Genomic DNA, 25421 nt, shown 5'->3' with positions numbered 1-25421 from the left:
CGAGCCCTTGTCCCTCAAGGGCCGTGACGCGTCCGGAATCGAGCGCGTTCGAATCCGGGGCGGCGTCGTTGATCCGGGCACTGCCGAACCATCCAGGTGCGGCACAACACCCAGGAGGTTGCCGGTGACCGCGACCGACACCACATCCGACGAGAACGCCGCCGACGCCGACGCCCCTGCCAGCCCGTCGGGCACCCCTCCCCCGCCCGCACCCGCGACGATCAGGTTCGAGGCGCAGCACGGCAAGAACCCGCTGGCCGACGTCACGTTCGGGGCGATGTGCCGGCGGCTGCCCGCCGTGCTCGCGCACACCGCCCGGATGGCGTGGGCGGTGGACCGGGCGAGCGTCGTGCTGCTGCTCGTCTGCCAGATCCTGACCGGCGCGGCGGCCGCCGTGGTCCTCGCCTTCACCGCGCGGGCCATGACGCACCTGCTCGGCTCGGGCGCCGTCGCCGAGCGTCTGCACGGCGCCCTGCCCGCCCTTGTCGTGGTGACCGCCGCCGCGGCCGCGGGCCGGATCAGCACCGCCCTGTCGACGTACGCCAACGGCCGCATCACCCCGCTCCTCACCACCGAGGCGGACATCGCCCTGGTCGAGGCCGTGTGCCGGGTGGAGGCCTCCGCGTACGGCGAGGACGGCTTCGCCGACCGGCAGGAGGCCGCCGAGGTCGGGATTACCCGCACCCGCCTGATGGTGCAGGACGCGCAGCGGTTCCTGGCCGCGCTGGTGCGGATGGTCGCCGCGAGCAGTGTGATCACCGCGCTGCATGTGCTGATGCTGCCGCTGCTGCTGCTCGCGGTGCTGCCGGCCGGCGTCGGCGCGGTGCTGTCGGCGCGCGTGGACTACGAGACGCACTACCTCAACGTCGGTGACCGCAACGTCCGTTCGATGATGCGCTGGTGGGCGACCGCCTCGCAGTTCGGCGACGAGGTGCGCGCCAACGGCATGACCGGCTACCTCACGTACTGGTACCGCGCCCTGTCCACCCGCATCGACCGGCGGACGCGCTCCGCCGCGCCGCGGATGCTGCGGATCACCCTGGCGACGAGCGCCCTGGGCGGGGTGTTCCTGCTCTGCGCCTGGGCCGCCCTCGCCTGGCTCGCGAGCAGCGGCCGGGTGGCGCTGCCCGTCGCCGCGACAGCGGTGGTCGCGGTGCAGACGACGCTCGCCGCGCTCGGCCAGTTCGTGATCTACGGGGCGGCGATGTTCCACACCTCCCTCTATCTGGCGGACATGCGCTCCTTCCTGGACCTGGCGGCGGCGCGGGCCCCGCAGCGCGGTGCGGGGACGGTTCCGGAGCGGGTGGACGAGATCCGCCTCGACGAGGTCGTGTACCAGTACCCGGGCAAGGACGCGCCCGCCGTCGACGGGGTCTCGCTCACGCTGCGCCGCGGCGAGATCCTCGCGATCGTCGGCGAGAACGGCTCCGGCAAGTCGACGCTCGCGAAGCTCCTCACCGGCATCCTGCTCCCGGACAAGGGGCAGGTCCGCTGGGACGGCGTCGATCTGGCCGAGGTGTCCGCCGAGGCCGTGTGGCGGCGCACCGCGCTCGTGCCGCAGATCTTCGCCCGCTGGCCGTTGCGGGTACGCGAGAACGTCACGCTGGGCCAGCCGAAGACCTTCGACGACGACCTGGTGTGGGAGACCGTGGACGCGGTCGGCATGCGGGGTCCGGTGGAGGGCCTGCCGCAGCAACTGGACACACTGCTCGCCCGCGAGCTGTTCGGCGGCGCGGAACTCTCCGGCGGCCAGTGGCAGCGGCTCGCCTGCGCCCGCGCGCTCTACCGCCGTACGCCGCTGCTGATCCTGGACGAGCCGACCTCGCAGATGGACCCGCGGGGCGAGCACCGCATCTTCCTGCAGATCAAACGCATCGCCGCGGAGCGCGCCACCGTCGTCGTCACGCACCAGCTGGAGAACACCCGGCTTGCCGACCGCGTCGTGATGATGCAGGACGGCCGGATCACCGAGCAGGGCACGTATGACGAACTGGTCGCGGCGGGCGGCGTGTTCGCGGAGCTGGTCGCGCTGGCCAAGAACCGGTGAGGGAGGAGGACCGTCAACTGCCCTGCCGCGCCCGCCCGTCGGGGAGCGGGCCGGTGGGCCCGCCGCCCCTGACGGTCGTGACGACCATGCAGGCCATGACGAGCACGGAGGTCGTCAGGAGCACCGCGAAACACACCAGGGCCGGGTTGACCCAGCCGGGCACCAGGTCGTGGTCGGCGTTGCAGGCGTTGCTCAGCGGGAACGACCCGTCCATCTCGTCCAGGTGCCGCTCGCGGTACGCCGCGTCGTAGTGCTGTCGCCGCGCGATGCAGGGCTCGTAGGCGTCCAGGGCGACGGCGAGCTTGCCGGACACCCACGCGTACAGCAGCCCGAAGAGCGACACGGGCGCCGTCGCCACGGCGAACATCTGCCAGGCCCTGCGCGTCCGCCCTGCCCTCAGGGCGGACGCGCCCCGCCACGCGGCGACCAGGAACAGCGCCGCTCCGCCGAGGAGCACGGCCCCGAGCCCCGCGAGGAGCGGCCCGAAGGCGAGCAGCGCGAACCCGGCCATCAGGGCGAGACCACCCAGGTAGAGGCGGCGTTCGAGGCGCTGCCCGGTGGCGCGGTCCGGCATCGGCGGCCCTTCGTCCGTACGGTCGGGAGGCCCCATGATGCCGGGGCCCGCGGGGCGACAGGGCCTAGGTCGTGTCCGGAAAGTCCCGTCGTCCGCCCGGAGGGCGGGCCCTGCGGCGAGAGTGCGTGCCAGGCGTCGCGGGGCAGGCGGGACTTTCCGGACAGGGCCTAGCCTCGGAGCATGACCAGAACCGACCGTGTCAGCCGTTGGATCGACGCGTCGAGGGCAGCCGTGTACGGCGCGCTCGTGGACCGGGGTTCGCTGGAGGCCTGGCTGCCGCCGGAGGGCATGCGCGGCCGGATCGAGCGCTGGGACCCGCGGCCCGGCGGCGGTTTCCGGCTCGTGCTCGACTACCTCGACGCGCGCGGCGGGCCCGGCAAGACGTCGGCGGGTACGGACGTCGTCGACGTCGCGTTCGCCGAGCTGACGCCGCCTCGACTCGTGGTGCAGCGCGTGGTGTTCGAGGCCGAGGACCCGGCGTACGCGGGCACCATGACGATGACCTGGGAGTGCGCGGAGCGGGCCGGCGGCACCGAGGTGACCGTCACCGCGAGCGACGTGCCGCCCGGCATCGACCGCGCGGACCACGAGGCGGGCATCGCCTCGTCCCTCGCCCACCTGGCGGCGTACGTCGAGGGACGGGGCCAGGGGGCGTCTCCCCTGGGCCCCTAGGGGGCGTCTCCCCGATCTTTGCGGGTCCGCGACGCCTGGCACGCTCCCCCAAGCTCTCGGCTGCGCTCGAGCAGGGAGGTACCCCCATCGCCGCACGCCCGAATCACCCAAGTACGTCCAGTACGAGGAAGATCCGGTCGCACGCCGAGAGCACGCACCAGACGCCGCGGCCTGATCCGCAAAGATCGGAGAGACACCCCCTAGAACTCCGTATCGTCGCCCCACTGGTCGAGCAGGCTCTCCTCGGACTCGGCCTCCGGGGTGCGGCCCGGACCGTGCAGGGACTGCTCGGTCCAGATGACCTTGCCGCGGCTGGTGTAGCGGGTGCCCCAGCGCTCCGCGAACCGTGCGACGAGGAACAGGCCGCGGCCGCCCTCGTCCGTGCTCTTGGCGCGGCGCAGGTGCGGGGAGGTGCTGGAGCCGTCGGCGACCTCGCAGATCAGGCTGTTGCGGTCGTGCAGGAGCCGCAGCCGGATGGGTTCGCTGCCGTACCGGATGGCGTTGGTGACGAGTTCGCTGACCACCAGCTCGGTGGCGAACGCGGCCTCGTCCAGGTCCCAGTCCGCCAGCTTGCGGGTGGCGTCGGAGCGTACGCGGGACACCGCCGCCGGGTCGGCGGGCACGTCCCACTCGGCGACCCGGTCCGGGTCGATCCGGCGCGTGCGGGCCACGAGGAGCGCCACGTCGTCGGCGGGCCGCTCCGGCAGGACGGCGTCGAGGACGGCCCGGCAGACCTCGTCGGGGGTGCGGTCGACCGTCGCGGCCAGGGTGTCGCTCAGCAGGGCGAGGCCGATGTCCAGGTCGCGGTGGCGGTCCTCGACCAGGCCGTCGGTGTAGAGGGCGAGGGTGGCGCCCTCGGGGAGCTGCAGTTCGGCGGTCTCGACGGGCATGCCGCCGCCGAGGCCGAGCGGCGGCGACACCGGCACGTCGGGGAACTCGGCGGTGCCGTCGGGGAGTACGACGGCGGGGCCGGGGTGTCCGGCGCGGGCGAGGGTGCAGCGCCCGGTGACCGGGTCGTAGATCGCGTACAGGCAGGTCGCGCCGAGCATCATGCCCTCGCCGACGCCTTCGGGGTCGGCCTCGTCGGCGTCGATGCGGGCGGCCAACTCGTCGAGGTGGCCGATCAGTTCGTCGGGGGCACGGTCGAGGGCGGAGAAGTTGTGCACGGCGGTGCGCAGCCGGCCCATGGTGGCGGCGGCGTGCAGCCCGTGTCCGACGACGTCGCCGACGACGAGGGCGACGCGCGCGCCCGGCAGCGGGATCACGTCGAACCAGTCGCCGCCGACGCCCGCCTCGGCGGGCAGGTAGCGGTGCGCGACGTCGAGCGCGGACTGTTCGGGCAGGGCGCGCGGCAGGAGGCTGCGCTGCAGGGTGACGGCGACGGCGTGCTCGCGGGCGTACCGGCGGGCGTTGTCGATGGACAGGGCGGCGCGGGCGGACAGCTCCTCGGCGAAGGACACGTCGTCCTGCGTGAACGCCTCCTGTTCGGAGCGCCAGAAGTTGGCGCAGCCGAGGACGACGCCGCGGGCCCGCAGCGGCACCGTGATCAGGGAGTGGATGCCGGCGTCCAGGACGTCCTGGGCCCGCTCCGGGTCCTGGTCGCGCCAGCCCTGCGTGCCGGCGAGGTCGGCGGCGAGCACGGCGTGCCCGGCGGCGAGGCCCTGTGCGATGGGGCTCGCGGGCACGAAGTGGACGGTTTCGCCGGCCGGGTAGAGCGGCGGGTCGGCCTGGACGCCGCGGACGGCGATCCGGCGCATGGCGGTGTCCGCGGCGTGCGGTTCGTCGCCGCGGATCACGGCGTCGAGCAGCTCGACGGTGGCGAAGTCCGCGAACCGGCCCACCGCGATCTCGGCCAGCTCCTCGGCGGTACGGGCCACATCGAGGGTGGTGCCGATGCCCACTCCGGCGTCGTAGAGGAGTTGGAGGCGCTCGCGGGCGAGTTCGGCGCGTCCGGCGAGGGCGCGCAGCTCCGTGGAGTCGCGCAGCGTGGCGACGCTGCCGGCGGGGCCGCTGTGCGGGTCGACGGGCCGTACGTTGACGGCGAGGAGGCGGTCGCCGACGAGGTGCACGGCGTCGGTGACGGCCTCCGTGGAGGTGAGGAGCCGGGCGGTGGCGGGGGCGAGGCCGAGCTCTCCGACGTGCCGCCGCTCGGCGTCGGCGGGCAGGTCGAGCAGGCGGCGGGCCTCGTCGTTGGCGAGGAGCAGCCGGCCGTCGGCGCCGACGATGAGGACGCCCTCGCGGACGGAGTGCAGCACGGCGTCGTGGTGCTCGTACATCCGCGTCATCTCGACCGGTCCGAGGCCGTGCGTCTGGTGCCGCAGGCGTCGGCTGACCAGGGCCGCGCCGCCCGCCGCCACGACGAGGGCGCCGCCCGCGGTGCCGAAGAGCACGGGGAGCCGCCGGGCCACGTCCCGGTCGACGTGCTTGACGGTGACGGAGGTGGACACGATCCCGGCGACCGTGCCGTTCGGCCGGAAGACGGGCACCACGGACTGGACGACGTCGGACTCCCCGCCGGGCAGGATCGGCCCTTCGGCACTCTCGACGGTCGTACGGCCCTTGAGGGAGGGTTCGAGGGTGCCGACGAAGCGTCTGCCGATCTGCGCGGGGTCGGGGTGGGTGTAGCGGATGCCGCGGGTGTCGGTGACCACGACCGCGTCGAGCCCGGAGCGCTCGCGGGCCGCCTCGGCGCGGGGCTGCAGGACGGCGGTGGGGTCCGGGCCGTCCAGGGCGGCGACCATGCCGGGGCTGTTCGCGAACGTCTGGCCCGAGACCAGCACTTCCTCGCGGGCCTGCTCGTTGGCCTGGCTCCTGACCTGCACGACGATGACGAGGAGGGTGGCGACGACGAGGATCGCCACGATCGTCAGCTGCAGCAGGAAGACCTGGGTCGCGACGCTCCGCGCCTTCAGCGGGCCGCGGCGCCCCGGCGACCGCCCCGGCGGCTCGTTCCGCCCCTGCGGCTGGGGCGACGGACTCGACATCCGGCGCGAGGATCCGTTCATGCCCATATGTTCCAGTCTTCCCGACCCTGGCGGTGATTGGGGCCTTTGCGGCCCCGGACAGCGGTCGACCAGGCGATCCGCACGCCGCAGTATGCCGTCCCGCCCTGCGCACCGGGCCCCCGGCCCGGCCTCCGCCCCGCCCTCGCTCCGTGCTCGCATCGGCGGCTGCGGCAGCCCGTCGCCGCCGATCACCCCTTAACGACCGTTCAGCGAAGGCCCGCATCCCCGTACCGCTCCCGCAGCCGGAACTTCTGGATCTTCCCGCTGGCGTTGCGCGGCAGGGCGTCGGCGAAGACGACCGAGGTGGGTTTCTTGTACGAGGCGAGCCGCTCGCGGCAGTGGTCGATGAGCTCGTCCTCGGTGGGCGGGTTCCGCGGGTCGGCGGGGACGACGACGGCGCGCGGGGTCTGGACCCACTTCGGGTGGTCGACGCCGATGACGGCGACCTCGGCGACGCCGGGGTGGGCGTCGATGGCGGCCTCGACCTCGGCGCAGTAGATGTTCTCGCCCCCGGAGATGATCATGTCCTTCTTGCGGTCGACGACGTAGACGAAGCCCTCGTCGTCCATCCGGCACAGGTCGCCGGAGTGGAACCAGCCGCCCGCGAAGGCCTCTTCGGTCTCCTTCGGCTTGTTCCAGTAGCCGAGCATGGTCGTCGGCCCCCGGTAGACGATCTCCCCCACCTCGCCGACCGGCACGTCCCGCATCTCCTCGTCGACGATCCGCACCTCGATGCCGGGCAGGGGTGTGCCGACCGAGCCGGTCTTCCGCAGCGCGTCCTCGGCGCGCAGCATGGTCGTCGTCGGGCTCATCTCCGTCTGCCCGAACGCGCTGTACGCGGGGGCCTGCGGGAAGCGGTCCCGCAGCGCCTCGAGGACCGAGGGCGGTGCGGTGGACGCGCCCCAGACGAGGGTGCGCAGCGCCAGGTCGCGGTCCTCAAGACCGGGCACCGCGCAGATCGCCTGCCACTGGCTCGGCACCAGGAAGCAGCTGGTGATGCGCTCCCGTTCGAGGAGGTCGACGAGGGCTGCCGGGTCGAAGTGCGGGGACGCGTCGATGACGACGCGGCCGCCGTCGAGGAGTCCGCGCAGCGTGTTGTTGAGGCCGCTGATGTGGAACATCGGCACCCCGATCAGCACCGCTCCCGGCTCCTGCTGGATGCCGCCGGTCGCGCACAGCGCCGCGTACGAGGCCATCACCAGGTTGAGGTGGGTGAGGACCGCGCCCTTGGGGCGGCCGGTGGTGCCGGAGGTGTACATGATGTAGGCGGGGTCGTTCTCGGGCACGTCCACGCCGGGGTCGGCGGCGGGCGCGGCGGCGAGGGCGTCCTCGTAGGACTCGGCGTCCGGGCCTGCGGCCCGCGGGTCGCCGCCGGTGACGAGCACGGCCCGCGGCCCGCCGTCCGGGCCGCGGCGCGCGTCGGCGCAGACGGCGGCGGTCCGGCCGTCGACGAGCAGGACGCTCGCGCCGCAGTCCGCCAGGATGTACGCGATCTCCTCGGCGACGAGCCGGAAGTTCACCGGCACGCCCACCGCGCCGAGCCGGGCCGTGGCGAGGAAGGCCTCGGCGACCTCGACGGCGTTGTGCATGACGATCGCGACCCGGTCCCCGCGCCCCACCCCGCGTACGGCGAGGGCGTTGGCCAACCGGGAGACGCGGGCGTCGAGTTGGGGGAAGGTGAGGGCGCGGCCCCCGTGCTGCACGGCGATCCGGTGCGGGAACTTGCGGGCGCAGCGGGCGAGTTGGGCCCCGTACGACATGCGGCGGGCGGCGGACACGGCGTCGACGGCGTGCTCCTGCATGGGCTCTCCCTCTGCGTCTGCGGTGCCGTGCTGTGCCGTGCGCGCGCATCGCCTGCGGAATCGCTGTCCTGCCTGCGGAGTCACCGTTCCGGGAGGGGCACGCCTCGGGCCACTGCACCTAAACGATCGTTCGACAGCGGCACTTTGGCAGGCGGGCCCAGCGGTGTCAACGGACCGAATCCCGCGATTGTTAATGACAGTCGTTTTCATGTAGCGTCCTCGCCGTCCCACCCCCGACTCCCGAGGAGCCCTGATGGCCGTCCCCAAGCGGAAGATGTCCCGCAGCAACACCCGCCACCGCCGCGCCCAGTGGAAGGCGACGACCGCTCAGCTCGTGCCGGTCACCGTCGACGGCGTCACGCACCTCGTGCCGCAGCGCCTCGTCAAGGCGTACGAGCGCGGCCTCGTCCGGCCCGAGGGCTGAGCCGGCATGACACCTGAGCCTCTGCTGCCCGTGACCGTCCTCTCCGGGTTCCTCGGCGCGGGCAAGACCACGCTCCTGAACCATGTCCTGGCGAACCGCGAGGGCCTGCGCGTCGCCGTCGTCGTCAACGACATGAGCGAGGTCAACATCGACGCCTCCCTTGTACGCGGCGGTGAGGCTGCCCTGTCGCGCACCGAGGAGCGTCTGGTCGAGCTGACCAACGGCTGCATCTGCTGCACCCTGCGCGACGACCTGCTCGACGAGGTCGCGCGGCTCGCCCGGGAGCGGCGCTTCGACCACCTGCTCATCGAGTCGAGCGGCATCTCCGAGCCCATGCCGGTGGCCGCGACCTTCGCCTTCGAGCGGGACGACGGTGCGACGCTCGGCGGCCTGGCCGAGCTCGACACGATGGTCACGGTGGTCGACGCCGCGGGCTTTCTGCCCGAACTGGCCGGCGGGGACGAGCTGGTGGAGCGCGAACTCGCCCCGTACGAGGACGACGAGCGCACCGTCAGCGACCTGCTGACGGACCAGGTGGAGTTCGCCGACGTGCTTGTGCTCAACAAGCTCGACCTGGTCGACGCCGACACCGCCGACCGGCTGCGCGCGACCCTGGCCCGCCTCAACCCGGCCGCGCGCGTCGTCCCCGCCGTCCAGGGCCGGGTCCCGGTCCGCGAGGTCCTCGGCACCCGCCTCTTCGACCTGGAGCGGGCGCAGCAGGCCCCCGGCTGGGTCAGGGAGCTCAACGGCGACCACGTCCCGGAAACCGAGGAGTACGGCATCTCCTCCACCGTCTTCCGCTCCCGACTCCCCTTCCATCCCGGCAGGTTGTGGAGCTTCGTGACGGAGGGACTGGACAGCGGGGCGTACGGGGAGGTGCTGCGCTCGAAGGGCTTCTTCACGCTCGCCAGCCGCCCGCACGTGACAGGGCTCTGGTCGCAGGCCGGCTCGGTCGCCCGCTTCGAGCCGTCCTCCGCGCGCGACGCCGCCGACCCCGCCGACGCCGCCCCGGGCGCGGACCGTACGGGCCCCGCACTCGCGCAGGAACTCGTGTTCATCGGCACGCACTTGAACGCGCAGGCCCTCGACGGTGCGCTGACGGCGTGCCTGGCGCGCGGCGACGAACACGGCAAGGCGCTGGCCTCCGACGACCCGTTCCCCGCCTGGGACACGTACGGGATCGACGAGGCGTGCGAGCACGAGCAGGCGCACGCGCACGCCTGAGCCGGTGTCCGCCGCTCCTCAGCGGAGCCGTCGGGCCGCCCGGCGCATCCGGCGGCGCAGGACCCGTACGGCCCCGGCCGGGCGAAGGGCGCGCAGCGCGGTCCGGTCGGGCCTCTTCTGCTGGGGTGTGAGCGGCAGCAGATAGCGGGTGCGGTCGCTTTCGAGGAGGCAGAGCGGCGGCCCGTCCCCGCTCTGCACGGGGGCGAGCAGGATACGGAAGGGGCGCGGCGGGTCGTCTGGCAGTTCGGCGTCGAGCACGGCGGTCTCCCGGCCGAGTTCACTGCGGTACGCGACGACCTTGCCGTCCACAAGCAGCTCGACCGCGCCGTGGGCGCCGGCCACCTCGACCGTCACCGAGTGGCCGCCCCGGTCGATGTGGAAACGCTGGCCCGTGGCCATGACCTGCTCCTCCCGCTGGTGCACGGGGCTCTGCCTCCAGCGTAGGCGCCCGCCGGGCGGCAGGTCGTGCGGTACGTGGACTCCGCGCGGTCGAGGAGCGGGGCGCGGGCGCCTGCATGAACTCATCCTGGTGCACGGGGAGTTGCGGCGGGCGAGACGCGGAGGCCGGGCACGGCGAGGCGCCGCGGAAACCAGGTGCGGGCCGTCGGGTCCGTGCGGTGTGATCGGGGCATGGCGATGGGGGCGGTTGTTGCGGGCGTGCCGGATGTCGACGGGGTGGGCGGGGCGGTGGCGGCGCTGCGCGCGTGGCAGTACGACGCGGCGCCGATGCAGTTGCATCCGGGCGACGTGGGCTGGTTCTGGCGGTCGGGCGCGCGGGCGACCGCCGCGGCGCTCAGGACGTGGAGCCGGGGCGGTCGGGTCCTAGGCCGTGTCCGTAAAGTCCTGCCTGCCCCGCGACGCCTGGCACGCGCCCCCAAGCTCTCGGCTCCGCTCGAGCAGGGAGGTGCCCCCTTCGCCGCACCGGGCACACTCCCAAGTACATCCAGTACGAGGGCGTGTGCCCGGCACGCCGAGAGCACGCACCAGACGCCGCAGGGCCCGCCCTCCGGGCGGACGACGGGACTTTACGGACACGACCTAGCCGTCGGCCTCCTGGACGGCCCGCGGCTGCTGCGCGTGACGACCGCGCCGGACGCGCGGCGGGACGAGGAGCTGGCGCGGCGCCTGCTCGCCAACCTGACGGGGCCGGGGCGTGGCGTGCTTCCCGAGGGCAGGGTGAGCGTCGAGGCGCCGGCCGGTGCGCTGGTCGGGGAGCTCCTGGCCGAGGCGGGCTGGGACCTCGACGAGCCGTGGACGCCGCTGCGCCGCGACCTGGCCGAGCCGGTGCCCGCCCCGGACGTGCGGATCGAGGTCGTCGGGGCGGACACGGCCGCGGAGTTCGCCGCCGTGCACCGCTCCGCCTTCGACGGGTCCCGGTTCACCGCCGCGCACTGGCACGCGCTGGCCGGCGGGTCGCCGTACGCCGACGCCCGGTCCCTGCTCGCGTACGACGGACAGGGGCGCGCGGTGGCCGGGGTGACGGTGTGGTCGGCCGGGCCCGGTCGACCCGGGCTGCTCGAACCGATGGGTGTGCACCGCGGCCATCGGCGCCGCGGCCACGGCCGGGCGATCAGCGTCGCCGCGGCGAGCACCCTGCGGACGCTCGGCTCGTCGACGGCCCTGGTCTGCACCCCGAGCGGCGACACGGCGGCCGTGGCCACGTACCGGTCGGCGGGGTTCCGGGCCTGCGCCGAGGTGCGGGACCGCGTCAGGGAGGCCGAGGTGCGGGACCGCATCAGGCGGTGAGGCGCGTACGCCGCCGGGAGTACGTCGACTGCCTCCGCCCGCGGGACGTCAACACCGGGCGCCGGCTGGGAGGTTGAGGGTCGTCCGCCGAGACCGACCACCGTGAGGGCTCACCATGACCAGCACCCGCTCCGGCTCCCCCGACTCCCCGACCTCGCCCCGCTCCGCCCGCACCCCCCGCTCCGCTGCACCGTCGCCGCTGCTCCCGGTGCTCGCGTACACCGCGCTGACGGCCGCGTACGTGGTGACCAACCGCGAGACCCCGCAACCCGACGCCTCCGGGCGGGAGGTCCTCACATACGCGCAGACGCACAGCACCGCCATCAACCTGGGCGCCCTGCTGCTCACGGCCGCCGCGGCAGCCCTGGTGTGGGCCGCGCCCGCCCTGCTGCGGACCAGGGCCCCGCAGGGGCGTACGCGCACATGGGCACTGGCCTCCGGGGTCCTGGCGGCCGTCGCACTCGTCGCGAGCGGGGTGTTCGCCTTCCTCGGCGGCGCGCTGCCCGCCGACGGCGACCCCGGCGAGGCCCGCGACCTGGCCGACCTGGCGTTCCTGACCGGCGGCCCGGCCTTCGCGGCGACCCTCGGGCTGCTCATCGCGGGCGTCGCGCTCAGGAACCCCCCGCTGCCCGGCGCACTGCGCGTGACCGGTTTCGCCCTTGCCGCGGCCGGGCTGATCTCCCTCCTCACTCCCGCCGTCGCCGCGTTCGGCTACCTGCTGCCGCTGGTCCGCTTCGGCGGCCTGATCTGGCTGATCGTGGCGGCGGTACGGGTGCGGCGGAGCGGCCGTACGGAGGCGGGGACGGGGGCTGAAGCTGGGACTGGGGCTGGGGCTGTCTGAGGGGTCCCAGGGTTGGAACTCCCGCTCAGGCGACGAAGTCGTACACCGCGAAGTCGGCCACCGGCCGGTAGCCGATCCGCTGGTACAGGCCGTTGCTCGTCGGGTTGGCCAGGTCCGTGAAGAGCAGCACCTCGGCCGCGCCCGCCGCCCGCGCCGCCCTGCTCGCCTCGTACGTGGCGGCGCCCGCGTAGCCGCGGCCGCGCAGGGGCGCCGGGGTGTAGACGGGCCCGATCCGGATCTGCCCGCCGACGGCCGGGGTCACTCCGGCCATGGACACGGGCGCGCCGTCCGTCGCCTCCCAGAGGGTGAGGCGCCGGGCGGCGATGCGCACGTCGGCCCACGTGCCGGAGTCGGCGGGCAGGGCGTTGCCGACAGCGACGGCGAAGTCGTCGTGCCAGCGCACGAGTTGGTCCCGGTCACCCGCCCCCGCGAGCCGCGCCCGCCCCTGCGGCCTGGGTCCGGGCGGGGTGAGCGTGCCGAGACGGTAGAGGCGCTCGCGCTGGTGCAGGGTCGGGACCGCCCCGGCGTGCCGCCGCCAGGCCCCGGCGAACGCCTCGGCGGTGTCGCGGTCCGCGATGACGCCGGGGAGGGTGTGGCCGGCGGCGGCCAGTCGGGCCGCCAGGGCGTCGGCCTCGCCGAGGGTGAGAGGGGTGAGGCTGAGGCGACGGGGCGGCGTCCGGAAGAAGGCCGCACGGACCTCTCCGGCCCGCTCCAGAAAGCCGAACACGGGCTCTCCCCCGCCGTACGCCTGCGCTCCGCGCACACGCAGCGTCTCGGTCACCGTCAGCGGCAGAGTGTGCAGAACGGGCCGCGAACGCAGGAAGTCCCCTGCGCGGGCCAGGAAGTCGTGGACGTCGTGGGTGAGTCGCCAGTGCATGGGGTGCGAGTCGTCCGGGCGCATGCGCCATGGTCTCGCACGGGGCAGGTGCGGGGCAGCCGGGTTTCAGGCCCCCTTGCCGCGACCTGCCACACGTTCGAACGGGGAGCGCCACCATGACCGCGCGCAAGAACGGCGACAGTTTTCCGACGTCGGCCGGCACGCCTCGCCGGACGGCGGCCAACTCGGCGCGCCCAACGCGGTGTTCGCGGTGCTCACCGGGCGGCGCGCGGGTCACGGAGTGGGACGTGCCCGCCGACTCGCCGCCCAAGACGGACGGCCGCTTCGACCAACAGCCGCTGCTCGACGCCCCGTTGGGCCTCGCCGTGCCGCAGGACCACCCGCCGGCGCGCAAGCGCCGGGGCACGCTCACGGACGCCGCGCGGGAGGAGCGGATCGTCGGCGGCCCCGACAGCACGCACCACCAGCCGACTGCGCGTCAGATCGCTTCGCGGATCGCCCGCTCGAAGCCTTCCACGTGCTCCCGCGCGAGCCGGGCGGCCCGGTCCGGCTCGCCCGCGACGATCGCCTCGATCAGCGGGCTGTGCTCCTCGACGTGGCCCGACATGTCGTCCAGGTGGTCCATGAACAGGCACCAGATGCGGGTGGCGAGGTTGTCGTGGCGCACCAGGGTGTCTTCGAGGTACGGGTTGTGCGTGGCCGCGTAGATCGCGCGGTGCACCTGGAGGTCGAGGCGCATGAGCTCGGCCGCCTCGTCCCGGCCCGTGTCGGCCACGCTCTTCAGCTCGGCGAGCAGCGCGCTGAGCGCCTCGCGGTCGGCGGCCGTGGCGCGGCGTGCGGCCTGGGCCGCGGCGAGGGGCTCCAGCTCCTGGCGGACCTCGGAGATGTACGCGAGGTCGGTGATGTTGACCTCGGTGGCGAAGGTGCCGCGCCGCGGGAACGTGGTGATCAGACGCTCGTACTGGAGCCGCTTGAGGGCTTCGCGCACCGGGGTGCGGCCCAGGCCGAGGGACTGCATCAGCTGGTCCTCGTTGATCGGGTCGCCGGGGCGGATCTCCAGCATCACGAGGCGGTCGCGAATGGCGCGGTACGCCTGCTCGGCCAGCGACAGCGCATCGCCCCGAGGGTCGGTCGCGACCTGCTGCATGAATCCCCCTTGCCTACCCAGCGCACCCTGTGTGCCGCATGTCGAGTCTAGTGACGGGCCCGTACGACGGTTGACTCGGTCAGGTTTCTCGCGCCTCCCGGCAGTGTGCGGCACCACGTACTGCCCGATGCCGGACCGCCGTGGGTGCAGGCACGGCGGTCCGGTGGTCCGGTGGTCCGGTGGTCCGGTGGTCCGGTGGGAGACGCCCCCTAGGCCAGGACGTTGCCCTTCTCGACCTCGATCGTGGTGTCCGGGCCGTGCCCGGTGTGCACCACGGTGTCGCCGGGCAGGCTGAGCAGCCTGTCCCGGATGGAGCGCACGATCACGTCGTGATCGCTGAACGACCGGCCGGTGGCGCCGGGACCGCCGTTGAACAGGGTGTCACCGGTGAAGACGGCTCCGAGGTCGGCCGCGTAGAAGCACACCGCGCCGGGCGCGTGCCCCGGCGTGTGCAGCACCTGCAGGGCGGTGCCCGCGACCTCGACCAGCTCGCCGTCCTTCAGGTCGGCGTCCCAGCGGCTGCCGGGGTGCGTCAGCTCCCACACGGGCCGGTCGTCGGGGTGCAGCAGGACGGGCGCCTGCGTACGGGCGGCCAGCTGGGGCGCGACCCGGACGTGGTCGTCGTGGGCGTGCGTGCACAGGATCGCCTTCACGCGGCGGTCCCCGACGAGCTCCAGGATGCGGTCGACGTCGTGCGGGGCGTCGATCACCACGCACTCCTGGTCGTCGCCGATCACCCACACGTTGTTGTCGACCTGGTGGGTCTCGCCGTCGAGGGAGAACGTCCCGGAGGTGACGGTGTGCTCGACACGTACGCCGCTCACAGGACCACCACCGAGCGCAGCACGTCGCCGTGGTGCATCCGCTCGAACGCGGACTCCACGTCGCCGAGGGTGATCTCCTCGCTCACGAACGCGTCGAGGTCGAGGCGGCCCTGCCGGTAGAGGTCGATCAGCATCGGGAAGTCGCGGGACGGCAGGCAGTCGCCGTACCAGCTGGACTTGAGGGCGCCGCCGCGGCCGAACACGTCGATCAGCGGGATGTCGGGCAACTTCATGTCCGGCGTGGGCACGCCGACGAGAACCAGGGTGCCCGCCAAGTCGCGGGCGTAGAAGGCCTGTTGGTACGTCTCGGGGCGGCCGACCGCGTCGATCACCACATCGGCGCCGAAGCCTCCGGTCAGCTCCCGGATCGCCTCGACCGGGTCCGTCTCCTTGCTGTTGACGGTGTCGGTGGCGCCGAGCTCCTTCGCCCAGTCCAGCTTCCGCTCGTCGATGTCCACGGCGATGATGCGGGACGCCCCGGCGAGGCTCGACCCGACGACGGCCGCGCAGCCGACGCCGCCGCAGCCGATCACCGCGACGCTCTTGCCGCGCCCCACCGCGCCGGTGTTGATGGCGGCGCCGAGGCCGGCCATCACGCCGCAGCCGAGGAGCCCGGCGGCGGCCGGCGAGGCCTCCGGGTCGACCTTGGTGCACTGCCCGGCGTGGACGAGGGTCTTCTCGGCGAAGGCCCCGATGCCGAGGGCGGGCGTCAGCTCCGTGCCGTCGGTGAGCGTCATCTTCTGGGTCGCGTTGTGCGTGGCGAAGCAGTACTGGGGCTCGCCGCGGTTGCAGGCGCGGCAATCGCCGCACACGGCACGCCAGTTGAGGACGACGAAGTCGCCGGGCTCGACCTGGGTGACGCCCTCGCCGACGGTCTCCACCAGGCCCGCGGCCTCGTGGCCGAGCAGGAACGGGAACTCGTCGTTGATGCCCCCCTGGCGGTAGTGCAGGTCGGTGTGGCAGACGCCGCACGCCTGCACCTTCACCACGACCTCGCCGGGCCCGGGGTCGGGGATGCGGATCGTCTCGACGGTGACGGGCGCGTCTTTCGCCCTGGCGACTACGGCGCGGACTTCTTGCATTCCGGTGCTCCTGTGTCGGTTTGCGTACGGGCTGATCGGTTGCGTACCAGATATTCGGCTTGCGTACAGACTGCCTCAACGGGGCCGGGTCGCGCGGCCCTTGGCGCGGTGGTCGCGGGCAGCGCCGGGGCCTGCCAGGCGATTGATATATCAATTCCGGTCGCAAGGTATGCCCGGCGACCGCACCGGTCAAGGCCCGCCGGGCGAACGCCCGGCGACCGTCCGCACACTCGTCGTGCACACCCCCTTGACCCGTCGCCGCGCTCGGGCCTACCTTCCTGGAAGCGCTGATATATCAGTCACATATTAATCCTTCTCGCAGCGCTCTCCGCTTGCTTCCTCCAGTACTTCCTCCAGTGCTTCCCCCAGTGCTCTCCGCACTGCTTCCCCGTGGTTCGAAGGTGGTGTTCGACATGGCAGCGAATCCGTCGGTGACCGATGACGGAGCTCTCCTCTCCCTCCCCCTGGCCGGTCTGGACCCGGAGCTCGCCGCAGCGGTCTCCGCGGAACTGCACCGCCAGCAGTCCACCCTCGAGATGATCGCTTCGGAGAACTTCGCGCCGGCCGCCGTCATGGAGGCGCAGGGCTCCGTCCTCACCAACAAGTACGCCGAGGGCTACCCGGGACGCCGCTACTACGGCGGCTGCGAACACGTCGACGTCATCGAGCAGTTGGCCATCGACCGGGTCAAGGAGCTGTTCGGCGCCGAGGCCGCCAACGTCCAGCCGCACTCCGGCGCCCAGGCCAACGCGGCCGCCATGTTCGCCCTCCTGAACCCGGGCGACACCATCCTCGGGCTCGACCTCGCGCACGGCGGGCACCTCACGCACGGCATGAAGATCAACTACTCCGGCAAGCTCTACAACGTGGTGCCGTACCACGTGAGCGAGTCCGACCTGCGGATCGACATGGACGAGGTCGCCGAGCTCGCCCGCGAGCACCGGCCGAAGCTGATCGTCGCCGGCTGGTCCGCGTACCCGCGCCGGCTCGACTTCGCCGCGTTCCGGCGGATCGCCGACGAGGTCGGCGCGTATCTGATGGTCGACATGGCGCACTTCGCCGGTCTCGTCGCCGCCGGGCTGCACCCGAACCCCGTGCCGTACGCAGACGTGGTCACCACAACGACGCACAAGACGCTCGGCGGGCCGCGCGGCGGCGTCATCCTCAGCAAGGCCGAGCTCGCCAAGAAGATCAACTCGGCGGTCTTCCCCGGTCAGCAGGGTGGGCCCCTGGAACATGTGGTCGCGGCCAAGGCCGTGGCGTTCAAGGTCGCGGCGAGCGACGCGTTCCGCGCGCGGCAGCAGCGCACCCTCGACGGCGCCCGCATCCTCGCCGGACGGCTGCTCGCCGACGACGTGGCCGAGGCCGGCATCACCGTCCTCACCGGCGGCACCGAGGTCCACCTGGTCCTGGTCGACCTGCGGAACTCCGCGCTCGACGGACAGCAGGCCGAGGACCGGCTGCACCGCATCGGCATCACCGTCAACCGCAACGCGGTGCCCTTCGACCCGCGCCCGCCGATGGTCTCCTCGGGCCTGCGCATCGGCACCCCGGCCCTGGCCACCCGCGGCTTCGGCGAGGCCGAGTTCCGCGAGGTCGCCGACGTCATCGCCCAGGCCCTCAAGGACGAGCAGTTCACCGAGGAGCGCGCCGCGCTGCTGCGCGAGCGCGTCGAGAAGCTCGCCTTCGCCTTCCCCCTGTACCCGCACCTGAACGGAGAAGCGGCATGACCACCGAGTCGCTGCCGGAGCACCCCGACTGGCTCTGGCGCAACCCCGAACCGCGCTCCTCGTACGACGTGATCATCGTCGGCGCGGGCGGGCACGGTCTGGCCACCGCCTACTACCTGGCCAAGGTCCACGGCATCACCAACGTCGCCGTCCTGGAGAAGGGCTGGCTGGCCGGCGGCAACATGGCCCGCAACACCACGATCATCCGGTCCAACTACCTGTGGGACGAGAGCGCCGCGATCTACGAGCACGCGCTCAAGCTGTGGGAGCAGCTGCCCGAGGAGCTGGACTACGACTTCCTGTTCAGCCAGCGCGGCGTGCTCAACCTCGCGCACACCCTGCAGGACGTACGCGAGAGCGTGCGCCGCGTGAACGCCAACAAGCTGAACGGCGTGGACGCGGAGTGGCTGGAGCCGGACGAGGTCGCCAAGGTCTGCCCGATCCTCAACGTCTCCTCGGACACCCGCTACCCGGTGCTCGGCGCCACCTACCAGCCGCGCGCGGGCATCGCCAAGCACGACCACGTGGCCTGGGCGCTCGCCCGCCGCGCGGACGAGATGGGCGTGGACCTGATCCAGGGCTGCGAGGTCACGGGCTTCGTCAAGGACGGCAACCGGGTCGTCGGCGTCGAGACCAACCGGGGCCGCATCAACGCGGGCCGGGTCGCGCTCGCCGCCGCCGGGCACAGCAGCGTCCTCGCCGAGAAGGCCGGCATCCGGCTGCCGATCCAGTCGCATCCGCTGCAGGCGCTCGTCTCGGAGCTGCACGAGCCGGTGCACCCGACGGTCGTGATGTCCAACCACGTGCACGTCTATGTGTCCCAGGCACACAAGGGCGAGCTGGTGATGGGCGCGGGCGTGGACTCGTACAACGGGTACGGGCAGCGCGGGTCGTTCCATGTGATCGAGCACCAGATGGCCGCCGCCGTCGAGCTGTTCCCGATCTTCGCGCGGGCCCATGTGCTGCGCACCTGGGGCGGCATCGTGGACACCACCCCGGACGCCTCGCCGATCATCTCCACCACCGAGGTGGAGAACCTGTACGTCAACTGCGGTTGGGGCACGGGCGGTTTCAAGGGCACCCCGGCCGCCGGCTGGACGTTCGCCCACACCATCGCGACCGGCGAACCGCACGCCCTGAACGCCCCGTTCGCGCTCGACCGGTTCACCACGGGCGCCCTGATCGACGAACACGGCGCCGCCGCCGTGGCCCACTGAGAGGAGCCGACCATGCTGCTGATCAGCTGCCCCTGGTGCGGGCCGCGTGACGAGACCGAGTACCACTATGGGGGCCAGGCACATGTGGCCTACCCACACAGCCCCGCGGACCTCGACGACCGGCAGTGGGCCGAGTACGTCTTCTACCGCGACAACACCAAGGGCCCGTTCGCGGAGCGCTGGATGCACAGCACCGGCTGCCGCCGCTGGTTCAACGTGCTGCGCGACACCGTCACCAACGAGGTGCTCGCCGCGTACCGCATCGGAGAGCCCCGCCCCGAACCGCAGCAGGCCGCAGCGCACGCCGCGGCTCAGGCCGTCGCGCACGCCGGAGGAGAGCGATGACCCAGCAGGAGCACCGGCTGCCGGACGGCGGCCGCATCGACCGGTCCACCGTCCTCCGATTCACCGTGGACGGGCGGGAGTTGACCGGTCACCCCGGTGACACCGTCGCCTCCGCGATGCTCGCGAACGGCGCCGTGAACGTCGCCCCGTCCCTGTACCGGGGCCGGCCGCGCGGCATCGTCTCGGCCGGGGTCGAGGAGTCCAACGCGCTGATCCAGGTCGAGAGCCACTGCTCGGAGGGCATGCTGCCCGCGACGACGGTGGAGCTGTACGACGGCCTGACGGCCACCACGCTCTCCGGGATGGGGCGGCTCGACCCGACGCCCGACACCGCGGCGTACGACAAGAAGTACGTGCACACCGACGTCCTGGTGGTCGGCGCGGGCCCGGCAGGTCTCGCGGCCGCCGCCGCTGCCGCCGAGTCCGGGGCGCGGGTGATCCTCGTCGACGACCAGCCGGAGCCGGGCGGTTCGCTGCTCGCCGGGCGGGGCGACACGGTCGCCTCGCAGCCCGCGCTCGACTGGGTCGCCGACGTCCGCGCGGCCCTCGACGCCGCGCCCGAGGTCACCGTGCTGCCCCGCACCACGGCCTTCGGCTCGTACGACGCCAACTACGTCCTGGCGCTGCAGAAGCGCACCGACCACCTGGGGTCCGAGGCCCCGCAGGGCGTGTCCCGGCAGCGCGTCTGGCACATCCGGGCCCGGCAGGTCGTCCTCGCCACCGGCGCGCACGAGCGGCCCCTGGTGTTCGCCGGGAACGACCGGCCCGGGGTGATGCTCGCGGGCGCGGTGCGCACGTACCTCAACCGCTTCGCGGTGACGCCGGGTTCGCGTGCCGTGGTGGCGACGACCAACGACAGCGCGTACGACACGGTCGCCGACCTGCTCGCCGCCGGGGTCGAGGTGGCCGCCGTCGTGGACGCCCGCCCCGAACTGTCCGTCCGGGCACGGGAGTCGGCGGAGCAGACCGGCGTACGCGTGCTCACCGGCACGACGGTCGTGGACACCTCGGGGACGGAACGCCTCACCGGAGTCACCGTCCAGGGCCTCGACGCCGAGGGCAAACTCACCGGCACAGCCGAGGAGTTGGCGTGTGATCTGCTCGCGGTCTCGGGCGGCTGGAGCCCCGTGGTGCACCTGCACTCGCAGCGGCAGGGCAAGCTGCGCTGGGACGACGAGCTCGCCGCGTTCGTGCCCGACACGGTCGTACGGGACCAGCAGGTCGTCGGCGCGGCCCGTGGCACGTACCGGCTCGACGGCTGTCTCGTCGAGGGGGCCCGCGCGGGTGCGCTCGCCGCGACCGAGGCCGGGTTCGCGGTGCCGGTGCCGCCGGCCGACGAGGTGCGGCCCGCCGTGGCGCCGACGCGGGCCGTGTGGCTGGTGCCCGCGCCCGCCGGCGGCGACCCGGGTACGTGGGACACGCACTTCGTCGACCACCAGCGCGATGTGTCGGTCGCCGACGTGTGGCGGTCCACCGGGGCCGGTATGCGCAGCGTCGAGCACGTCAAGCGGTACACCTCGCTCGGCACCGCCAACGACCAGGGCAAGACGTCCGGCGTCAACGCGATCGGCGTGATCGCCGAGGCGCTCGGCGCGGGCGCGTCGCCCGGCGAGATCGGCACCACCGCCTACCGGGCCCCGTACACCCCGGTCGCCTTCGCGGCGCTCGCGGGCCGGGAGCGCGGCGAGCTGTTCGACCCGGAGCGCACCACGAACATCCACCCGTGGCATGTGGCGAACGGCGCCGAGTTCGAGGACGTCGGCCAGTGGAAGCGGCCCTGGTACTACCCGCGGCCCGGCGAGACCATGGACCAGGCAGTGGCGCGCGAGTGCCGCGCGGCCCGCGAGGGCGTGGCGTTCATGGACGCCTCCACCCTCGGCAAGATCGAGATCTGGGGCGCGGACGCGGGCGAGTTCCTCAACCGCATCTACACCAACGCCTTCAAGAAGCTGAAGCCCGGCATGGCCCGCTACGGCGTCATGTGCAAGCCGGACGGCATGATCTTCGACGACGGTGTGACCCTGCGCGTCGACGAGAACCGCTACTTCATGACCACCACGACGGGCGGCGCCGCGAACGTCCTGGACTGGCTGGAGGAGTGGCTGCAGACCGAGTGGCCCGAGCTCGACGTGCACTGCACCTCGGTCACCGAGCAGTGGTCCACGATCGCCGTGGTCGGCCCGAAGTCGCGCGAGGTGATCGCCCAACTCGCCCCGGACGTCGACGTCTCCAACGAGGCGTTCCCGTTCATGGCGTTCCGGGAGACGACGCTCGCCTCCGGCATTCCGGCGCGGATCTGCCGGATCTCGTTCTCCGGCGAGCTGGCCTTCGAGATCAACGTCTCGGCCTGGTACGGGCTCAGCGTGTGGGAGGAGGTCGACGCGGTCGGCCGGCCGTACGACATCACTCCGTACGGCACCGAGACCATGCACGTGCTGCGGGCCGAGAAGGGCTTCATCATCGTCGGGCAGGACACGGACGGCACGGTCACGCCGCAGGACGCGGGCATGGACTGGGTGGTGTCGAAGCGCAAGGACTTCGTCGGCAACCGCTCGTTCATCCGCCCCGACACGGCCCGCACCGACCGCAAGCACCTGGTCGGGCTGCTGCCCGCCGACGGTACGACGCGACTGCCCGAGGGCTCCCAACTCATCGCGCAGGGCGTGCCGTTGACGCCCGAGGCCGGTCCGGTGCCGATGCTCGGGCACGTCACCTCCAGCTACCACAGCGAGGCCCTCGGCCGTCCCTTCGCGCTCGCCCTCGTGGCGAACGGGCGGGGCCGGATCGGCGAGACCGTGCTCGCGCCTGTGGGCGACGACCTGGTGCCCTGCCTGGTCGCCGACACCGTCCTCTACGACCCCGAAGGGACCAAGCGAGATGGCTGAGCAGATCACCGCGGGACCGGCGCGCCTGCGCCGCAGCCCCCTTGCCCACCTGGAGGAGCGGATGCGCGCCGCGACCGTCACGGGCCCCCGTGGCGTCTCGCTGAGCGAGTGGCCGTACATCACGATGGTGAGCCTGCGCGTCGACCCGGAGTCGGAGGCGGCTGCCCGGATCGAGAAGACCCTCGGTGCGCCGCTGCCGCGCCGCTGCGGCGACACCACGAGCGCGGGGCCGCACACGGTCCTGTGGCTCGGACCGGACGAATGGATGGTCGTCTCGCAGGCCGAACACCCGGCCCTGACCGCCGAGTTGACCGAGGCACTGGACGGCGACCCGGGCTCGGTCGTGGACGTGTCGGCCAACCGCACCACCCTGGAACTGTCCGGGCCGATGGCCCGCGAGGTGCTGGAGAAGGGCTGCGCGCTCGATCTGCACCCGCGCGCGTTCGAGCCCGGCCAGGCGGTGTCGACGCAGGTCGGTCCGGTGCCGGTGATCCTCTGGCAGACCGACGAGGCGCCCTCGTACCGGCTGTTCCCGCGGGCCTCGTTCGCCGACTACCTCGCGCGCTGGCTGCTCGACGCCATCGACGAGTACGCGCGGCCCGAGGTGACCTGATGGCGCTGAGCGCGTTCGACCTGTACTCGGTCGGCATCGGCCCCTCCTCCTCGCACACGGTGGGGCCGATGCGGGCGGCCCGGCGCTTCGTCGGGGTGCTCGACGAAGCGGGCCGGATCGCCCAAGTGGCTAGGGTCCAGGCCGAGTTGTACGGATCGCTGGGCGCGACCGGGCACGGGCACGGCTCCGACAAGGCGGTCGTGCTCGGCCTGGAGGGCGAGGACCCGGCCACCGTGGACACCGAGCGGTCCGACGCCCGGGTGGCCGAGGTGCGGGCCGAGGGGCGGCTGCTGCTCGGCGGCAAGCGCCCCGTCGACTTCGACGCCGACGCGGACCTGGTCCTGCACCGGCGCAAGTCGCTGCCCGCGCACCCCAACGGCATGACGTTCCGGGCGCTCGACGCGGACGGCCGGGAGCTGGCCGCCAGGACGTACTACTCGGTGGGTGGCGGCTTCGTCGTCGACGAGGCCGCCACCGGCGCCGACCGCGTCGTGGAGGACAGCACCCGGGTGCGGTACCCCTTCGGCACGGCGGGCGAACTGCTCGAACTCTGCGCCCGCGAGGGCCTGTCGATCAGCGACGTCATGCTCGCCAACGAACGGTCCTGGTGCAGCGAGGACGAGACGCGGGCGGGGCTCCTGCACCTGTGGTCGGTCATGCGGGCCTGTGTGGACCGCGGCTGCCGGCGCGAGGGCGTCCTGCCGGGCGGGCTGCGCGTACCGCGCCGGGCGCCGGGGCTCTTCCAGGAGTTGAGCGCGGACTCCGGGGAGCAGCGGGATCCGCTGCACGTCATGGACTGGGTGAACCTGTTCGCCCTGGCCGTGAACGAGGAGAACGCCTCCGGCGGCCGGATCGTCACCGCCCCCACCAACGGCGCGGCCGGCATCATCCCGGCCGTACTCCACTACTACGTACGGTTCGTGCCCGGCGCGAACGACGAGGGCGTGGTGCGTTTCCTGCTCACCGCCGCCGCGATCGGCATCCTCTTCAAGCAGAACGCGTCCATCTCCGGCGCGGAGGTCGGCTGCCAGGGCGAGGTCGGCTCGGCCTGCGCCATGGCGGCCGGGGCGCTCTGCGAGGTGCTCGGCGGCACGCCGGCGCAGGTCGAGAACGCCGCGGAGGTCGGCATCGAGCACAACCTCGGCCTCACGTGCGACCCGGTCGGCGGGCTCGTGCAGATCCCGTGCATCGAGCGCAACGCGGTCGCCTCCGTGAAGGCGATCAACGCCGCGCGGTTGGCTCTCGCCGGGGACGGCACCCACAAGGTGACCCTCGACAAGGCCATCAAGACCATGCGGGACACCGGCCGCGACATGAAGGACAAGTACAAGGAGACCGCCCGCGGCGGCCTCGCCGTCAACGTCATCGAATGCTGAGAATGCTGAGAGTGCTGACGCCATGACCGAACACGTTCTCACCCTCGACTGCCCCGAGGCTCCCGGCATCGTCCACGCCGTCTCGCGGTTCCTCGTCGAGCACGACAGCGACATCATCGACAACCAGCAGTTCGGCGACCGCCGCGACGGCCACTTCTACATGCGGGTGCGCTTCTCCACGCCCGCCGGCGGGGCCTCCGCCGAGACCCTGCGGCAGGACTTCGAGACGGTGGCCGCGCCGCTGGCCATGTGGTGGAACCTGGAGCCGGTCAGTACGCGGCGACGCGTCCTGATCATGGTCTCCAAGTACGACCACTGCCTCAACGACCTGCTGTTCCGCACCCGCAGCGGCGATCTGCCCATCGACGTGGTCGCGGTCGTCTCCAACCACCGCGACCACCAGGGCCTGGTCGAGTGGCACGGCATCCCGTTCTTCCACGTGCCGGTCACCAAGGCGACCAAACCCGAGGCGGAGGCCCAACTCCTTTCTCTCGTCTCGGAGTTCGAGGTCGACCTAGTGGTCCTGGCCCGCTACATGCAGGTGCTCTCGGACGACCTGTGCGGACGCCTGGCCGGGAAGGTGATCAACATTCACCACTCGTTCCTGCCGAGCTTCAAGGGCGCCAAGCCGTACCACCAGGCTCATGACCGCGGCGTCAAACTCGTCGGGGCGACCGCGCACTATGTCACGGCCGACCTGGACGAGGGGCCGATCATCGCCCAGGAGGTCAACCCCGTCGACCACAGCCACACCCCCGAGGACCTCGCCGCGATCGGCCGCGACGCGGAGTCGGCGGCGCTGGCCCGTGCGGTGCGGTGGCACTGCGAGGGGCGGGTGTTCGTTCAGGGGCGGCGGACGGTGGTGCTGCGGTAGCGCGTCCGCGGGGTTCGGGCGTGGGGGTTTCCCTCTCGGGCGTGCGGGTTCCGTTGCCGGGCGTGCGGGTTCCGTTGCCGGGCGTGCAGGTTCCGTTGCCGGGCGTGCAGGTTCCGTTGCCGGGGGGGGGGGGGGGGGGGCAGGGGGGGGGGCCG

21 protein-coding genes are annotated in these 25421 nt (G+C 72.9%); 13 read left to right on the top strand and 8 right to left on the bottom strand.

Annotated elements, in window-relative coordinates; genetic code table 11:
- Positions 1 to 124: 124 nt before the first annotated feature.
- Positions 125 to 2047: an ATP-binding cassette domain-containing protein gene (locus QIS96_RS20335; protein ID WP_408907224.1), complete on the top strand. Its 1923-nt coding sequence runs from the start codon at positions 125 to 127 to the stop codon at positions 2045 to 2047.
- 13 nt (positions 2048 to 2060) lie between these two features.
- Here QIS96_RS20335 and QIS96_RS20330 read toward each other — a convergent pair whose 3' ends face one another.
- Entirely contained in the window at positions 2061 to 2621 is a 561-nt protein-coding gene (locus QIS96_RS20330) for a hypothetical protein (RefSeq protein ID WP_282544086.1), read from the bottom strand.
- Positions 2622 to 2801: 180 nt separating this feature from the next.
- Here QIS96_RS20330 and QIS96_RS20325 point away from each other — a divergent pair, with 180 nt between their 5' ends.
- Positions 2802 to 3293, top strand: a complete 492-nt coding sequence (locus QIS96_RS20325) for an SRPBCC family protein (RefSeq protein ID WP_282544085.1) — start codon at positions 2802 to 2804, stop codon at positions 3291 to 3293.
- A gap of 200 nt (positions 3294 to 3493) precedes the next feature.
- Here QIS96_RS20325 and QIS96_RS20320 read toward each other — a convergent pair whose 3' ends face one another.
- Both QIS96_RS20320 and QIS96_RS20315 read right to left on the bottom strand, forming a co-directional pair.
- Entirely contained in the window at positions 3494 to 6298 is a 2805-nt protein-coding gene (locus QIS96_RS20320; RefSeq protein WP_408907223.1) for a SpoIIE family protein phosphatase, read from the bottom strand.
- A 206-nt stretch (positions 6299 to 6504) separates the two neighbouring features.
- On the bottom strand, positions 6505 to 8100 hold the full coding sequence (locus tag QIS96_RS20315) for a long-chain-fatty-acid--CoA ligase (RefSeq protein ID WP_282544083.1): 1596 nt from the start codon (positions 8098 to 8100) through the stop codon (positions 6505 to 6507).
- A gap of 253 nt (positions 8101 to 8353) precedes the next feature.
- On the opposite strand from QIS96_RS20315, the gene rpmF reads away from it, so the two are divergent.
- Together rpmF and QIS96_RS20305 are read left to right on the top strand one after the other, a co-directional pair.
- Positions 8354 to 8524 (top strand): 50S ribosomal protein L32, encoded by a 171-nt coding sequence (gene rpmF, locus QIS96_RS20310; RefSeq protein ID WP_282544082.1) that lies wholly within the window; start codon positions 8354 to 8356, stop codon positions 8522 to 8524.
- Positions 8525 to 8530: 6 nt separating this feature from the next.
- Positions 8531 to 9748: a GTP-binding protein gene (locus QIS96_RS20305; RefSeq protein ID WP_282544081.1), complete on the top strand. Its 1218-nt coding sequence runs from the start codon at positions 8531 to 8533 to the stop codon at positions 9746 to 9748.
- A gap of 18 nt (positions 9749 to 9766) precedes the next feature.
- Here QIS96_RS20305 and QIS96_RS20300 read toward each other — a convergent pair whose 3' ends face one another.
- Positions 9767 to 10147, bottom strand: a complete 381-nt coding sequence (locus tag QIS96_RS20300; protein ID WP_282544080.1) for a hypothetical protein — start codon at positions 10145 to 10147, stop codon at positions 9767 to 9769.
- 348 nt (positions 10148 to 10495) lie between these two features.
- Here QIS96_RS20300 and QIS96_RS20290 point away from each other — a divergent pair, with 348 nt between their 5' ends.
- Positions 10496 to 11494: a GNAT family N-acetyltransferase gene (locus QIS96_RS20290; protein WP_408907229.1), complete on the top strand. Its 999-nt coding sequence runs from the start codon at positions 10496 to 10498 to the stop codon at positions 11492 to 11494.
- 115 nt (positions 11495 to 11609) lie between these two features.
- Entirely contained in the window at positions 11610 to 12335 is a 726-nt protein-coding gene (locus QIS96_RS20285; RefSeq protein ID WP_282544079.1) for a DUF4386 domain-containing protein, read from the top strand.
- A gap of 25 nt (positions 12336 to 12360) precedes the next feature.
- Here the strand turns inward: QIS96_RS20285 and QIS96_RS20280 are convergent, their stop codons facing one another.
- The 4 genes from QIS96_RS20280 to QIS96_RS20265 form a co-directional block, all read right to left on the bottom strand.
- On the bottom strand, positions 12361 to 13236 hold the full coding sequence (locus QIS96_RS20280; RefSeq protein ID WP_282544078.1) for a GNAT family N-acetyltransferase: 876 nt from the start codon (positions 13234 to 13236) through the stop codon (positions 12361 to 12363).
- A gap of 415 nt (positions 13237 to 13651) precedes the next feature.
- On the bottom strand, positions 13652 to 14320 hold the full coding sequence (locus QIS96_RS20275) for a GntR family transcriptional regulator (protein ID WP_282544077.1): 669 nt from the start codon (positions 14318 to 14320) through the stop codon (positions 13652 to 13654).
- A gap of 209 nt (positions 14321 to 14529) precedes the next feature.
- Entirely contained in the window at positions 14530 to 15144 is a 615-nt protein-coding gene (locus QIS96_RS20270; RefSeq protein WP_282544076.1) for an MBL fold metallo-hydrolase, read from the bottom strand.
- Positions 15141 to 16226, bottom strand: a complete 1086-nt coding sequence (locus tag QIS96_RS20265) for an S-(hydroxymethyl)mycothiol dehydrogenase (RefSeq protein ID WP_282544075.1) — start codon at positions 16224 to 16226, stop codon at positions 15141 to 15143. The genes QIS96_RS20270 and QIS96_RS20265 overlap by 4 nt, the downstream gene beginning before the upstream one ends.
- 413 nt (positions 16227 to 16639) lie before the next feature.
- Between QIS96_RS20265 and glyA the strand changes: the two genes are divergently transcribed.
- From glyA to purU, 7 genes are read left to right on the top strand one after another with little or no spacing between them, the layout of a single operon-like run.
- Positions 16640 to 17956 carry a serine hydroxymethyltransferase gene (gene glyA, locus QIS96_RS20260; RefSeq protein WP_282544074.1) on the top strand — a complete coding sequence of 439 codons (1317 nt, stop codon included), beginning with the start codon at positions 16640 to 16642 and terminating at the stop codon, positions 17954 to 17956.
- Positions 17953 to 19173 (top strand): sarcosine oxidase subunit beta family protein, encoded by a 1221-nt coding sequence (locus QIS96_RS20255; RefSeq protein ID WP_282544073.1) that lies wholly within the window; start codon positions 17953 to 17955, stop codon positions 19171 to 19173. The genes glyA and QIS96_RS20255 overlap by 4 nt, the downstream gene beginning before the upstream one ends.
- 12 nt (positions 19174 to 19185) lie before the next feature.
- Positions 19186 to 19518: a sarcosine oxidase subunit delta gene (locus QIS96_RS20250; RefSeq protein ID WP_282544072.1), complete on the top strand. Its 333-nt coding sequence runs from the start codon at positions 19186 to 19188 to the stop codon at positions 19516 to 19518.
- On the top strand, positions 19515 to 22403 hold the full coding sequence (locus tag QIS96_RS20245) for a sarcosine oxidase subunit alpha family protein (protein WP_282544071.1): 2889 nt from the start codon (positions 19515 to 19517) through the stop codon (positions 22401 to 22403). Before QIS96_RS20250 ends, QIS96_RS20245 begins: the two co-directional genes overlap by 4 nt.
- Positions 22396 to 23016: a sarcosine oxidase subunit gamma gene (locus QIS96_RS20240; RefSeq protein WP_282544070.1), complete on the top strand. Its 621-nt coding sequence runs from the start codon at positions 22396 to 22398 to the stop codon at positions 23014 to 23016. The genes QIS96_RS20245 and QIS96_RS20240 overlap by 8 nt, the downstream gene beginning before the upstream one ends.
- Positions 23016 to 24392: an L-serine ammonia-lyase gene (locus QIS96_RS20235; protein ID WP_282544069.1), complete on the top strand. Its 1377-nt coding sequence runs from the start codon at positions 23016 to 23018 to the stop codon at positions 24390 to 24392. Before QIS96_RS20240 ends, QIS96_RS20235 begins: the two co-directional genes overlap by 1 nt.
- Before the next feature lie 22 nt (positions 24393 to 24414).
- Entirely contained in the window at positions 24415 to 25266 is an 852-nt protein-coding gene (gene purU / locus QIS96_RS20230) for a formyltetrahydrofolate deformylase (protein WP_282544068.1), read from the top strand.
- Positions 25267 to 25421 lie beyond the last annotated feature (155 nt).

It is taken from the genome of Streptomyces cavernicola (assembly GCF_029968035.1).
Classification (GTDB): domain Bacteria; phylum Actinomycetota; class Actinomycetes; order Streptomycetales; family Streptomycetaceae; genus Streptomyces; species Streptomyces cavernicola.
This window is presented reverse-complemented; position numbering and strand designations above follow the sequence as displayed.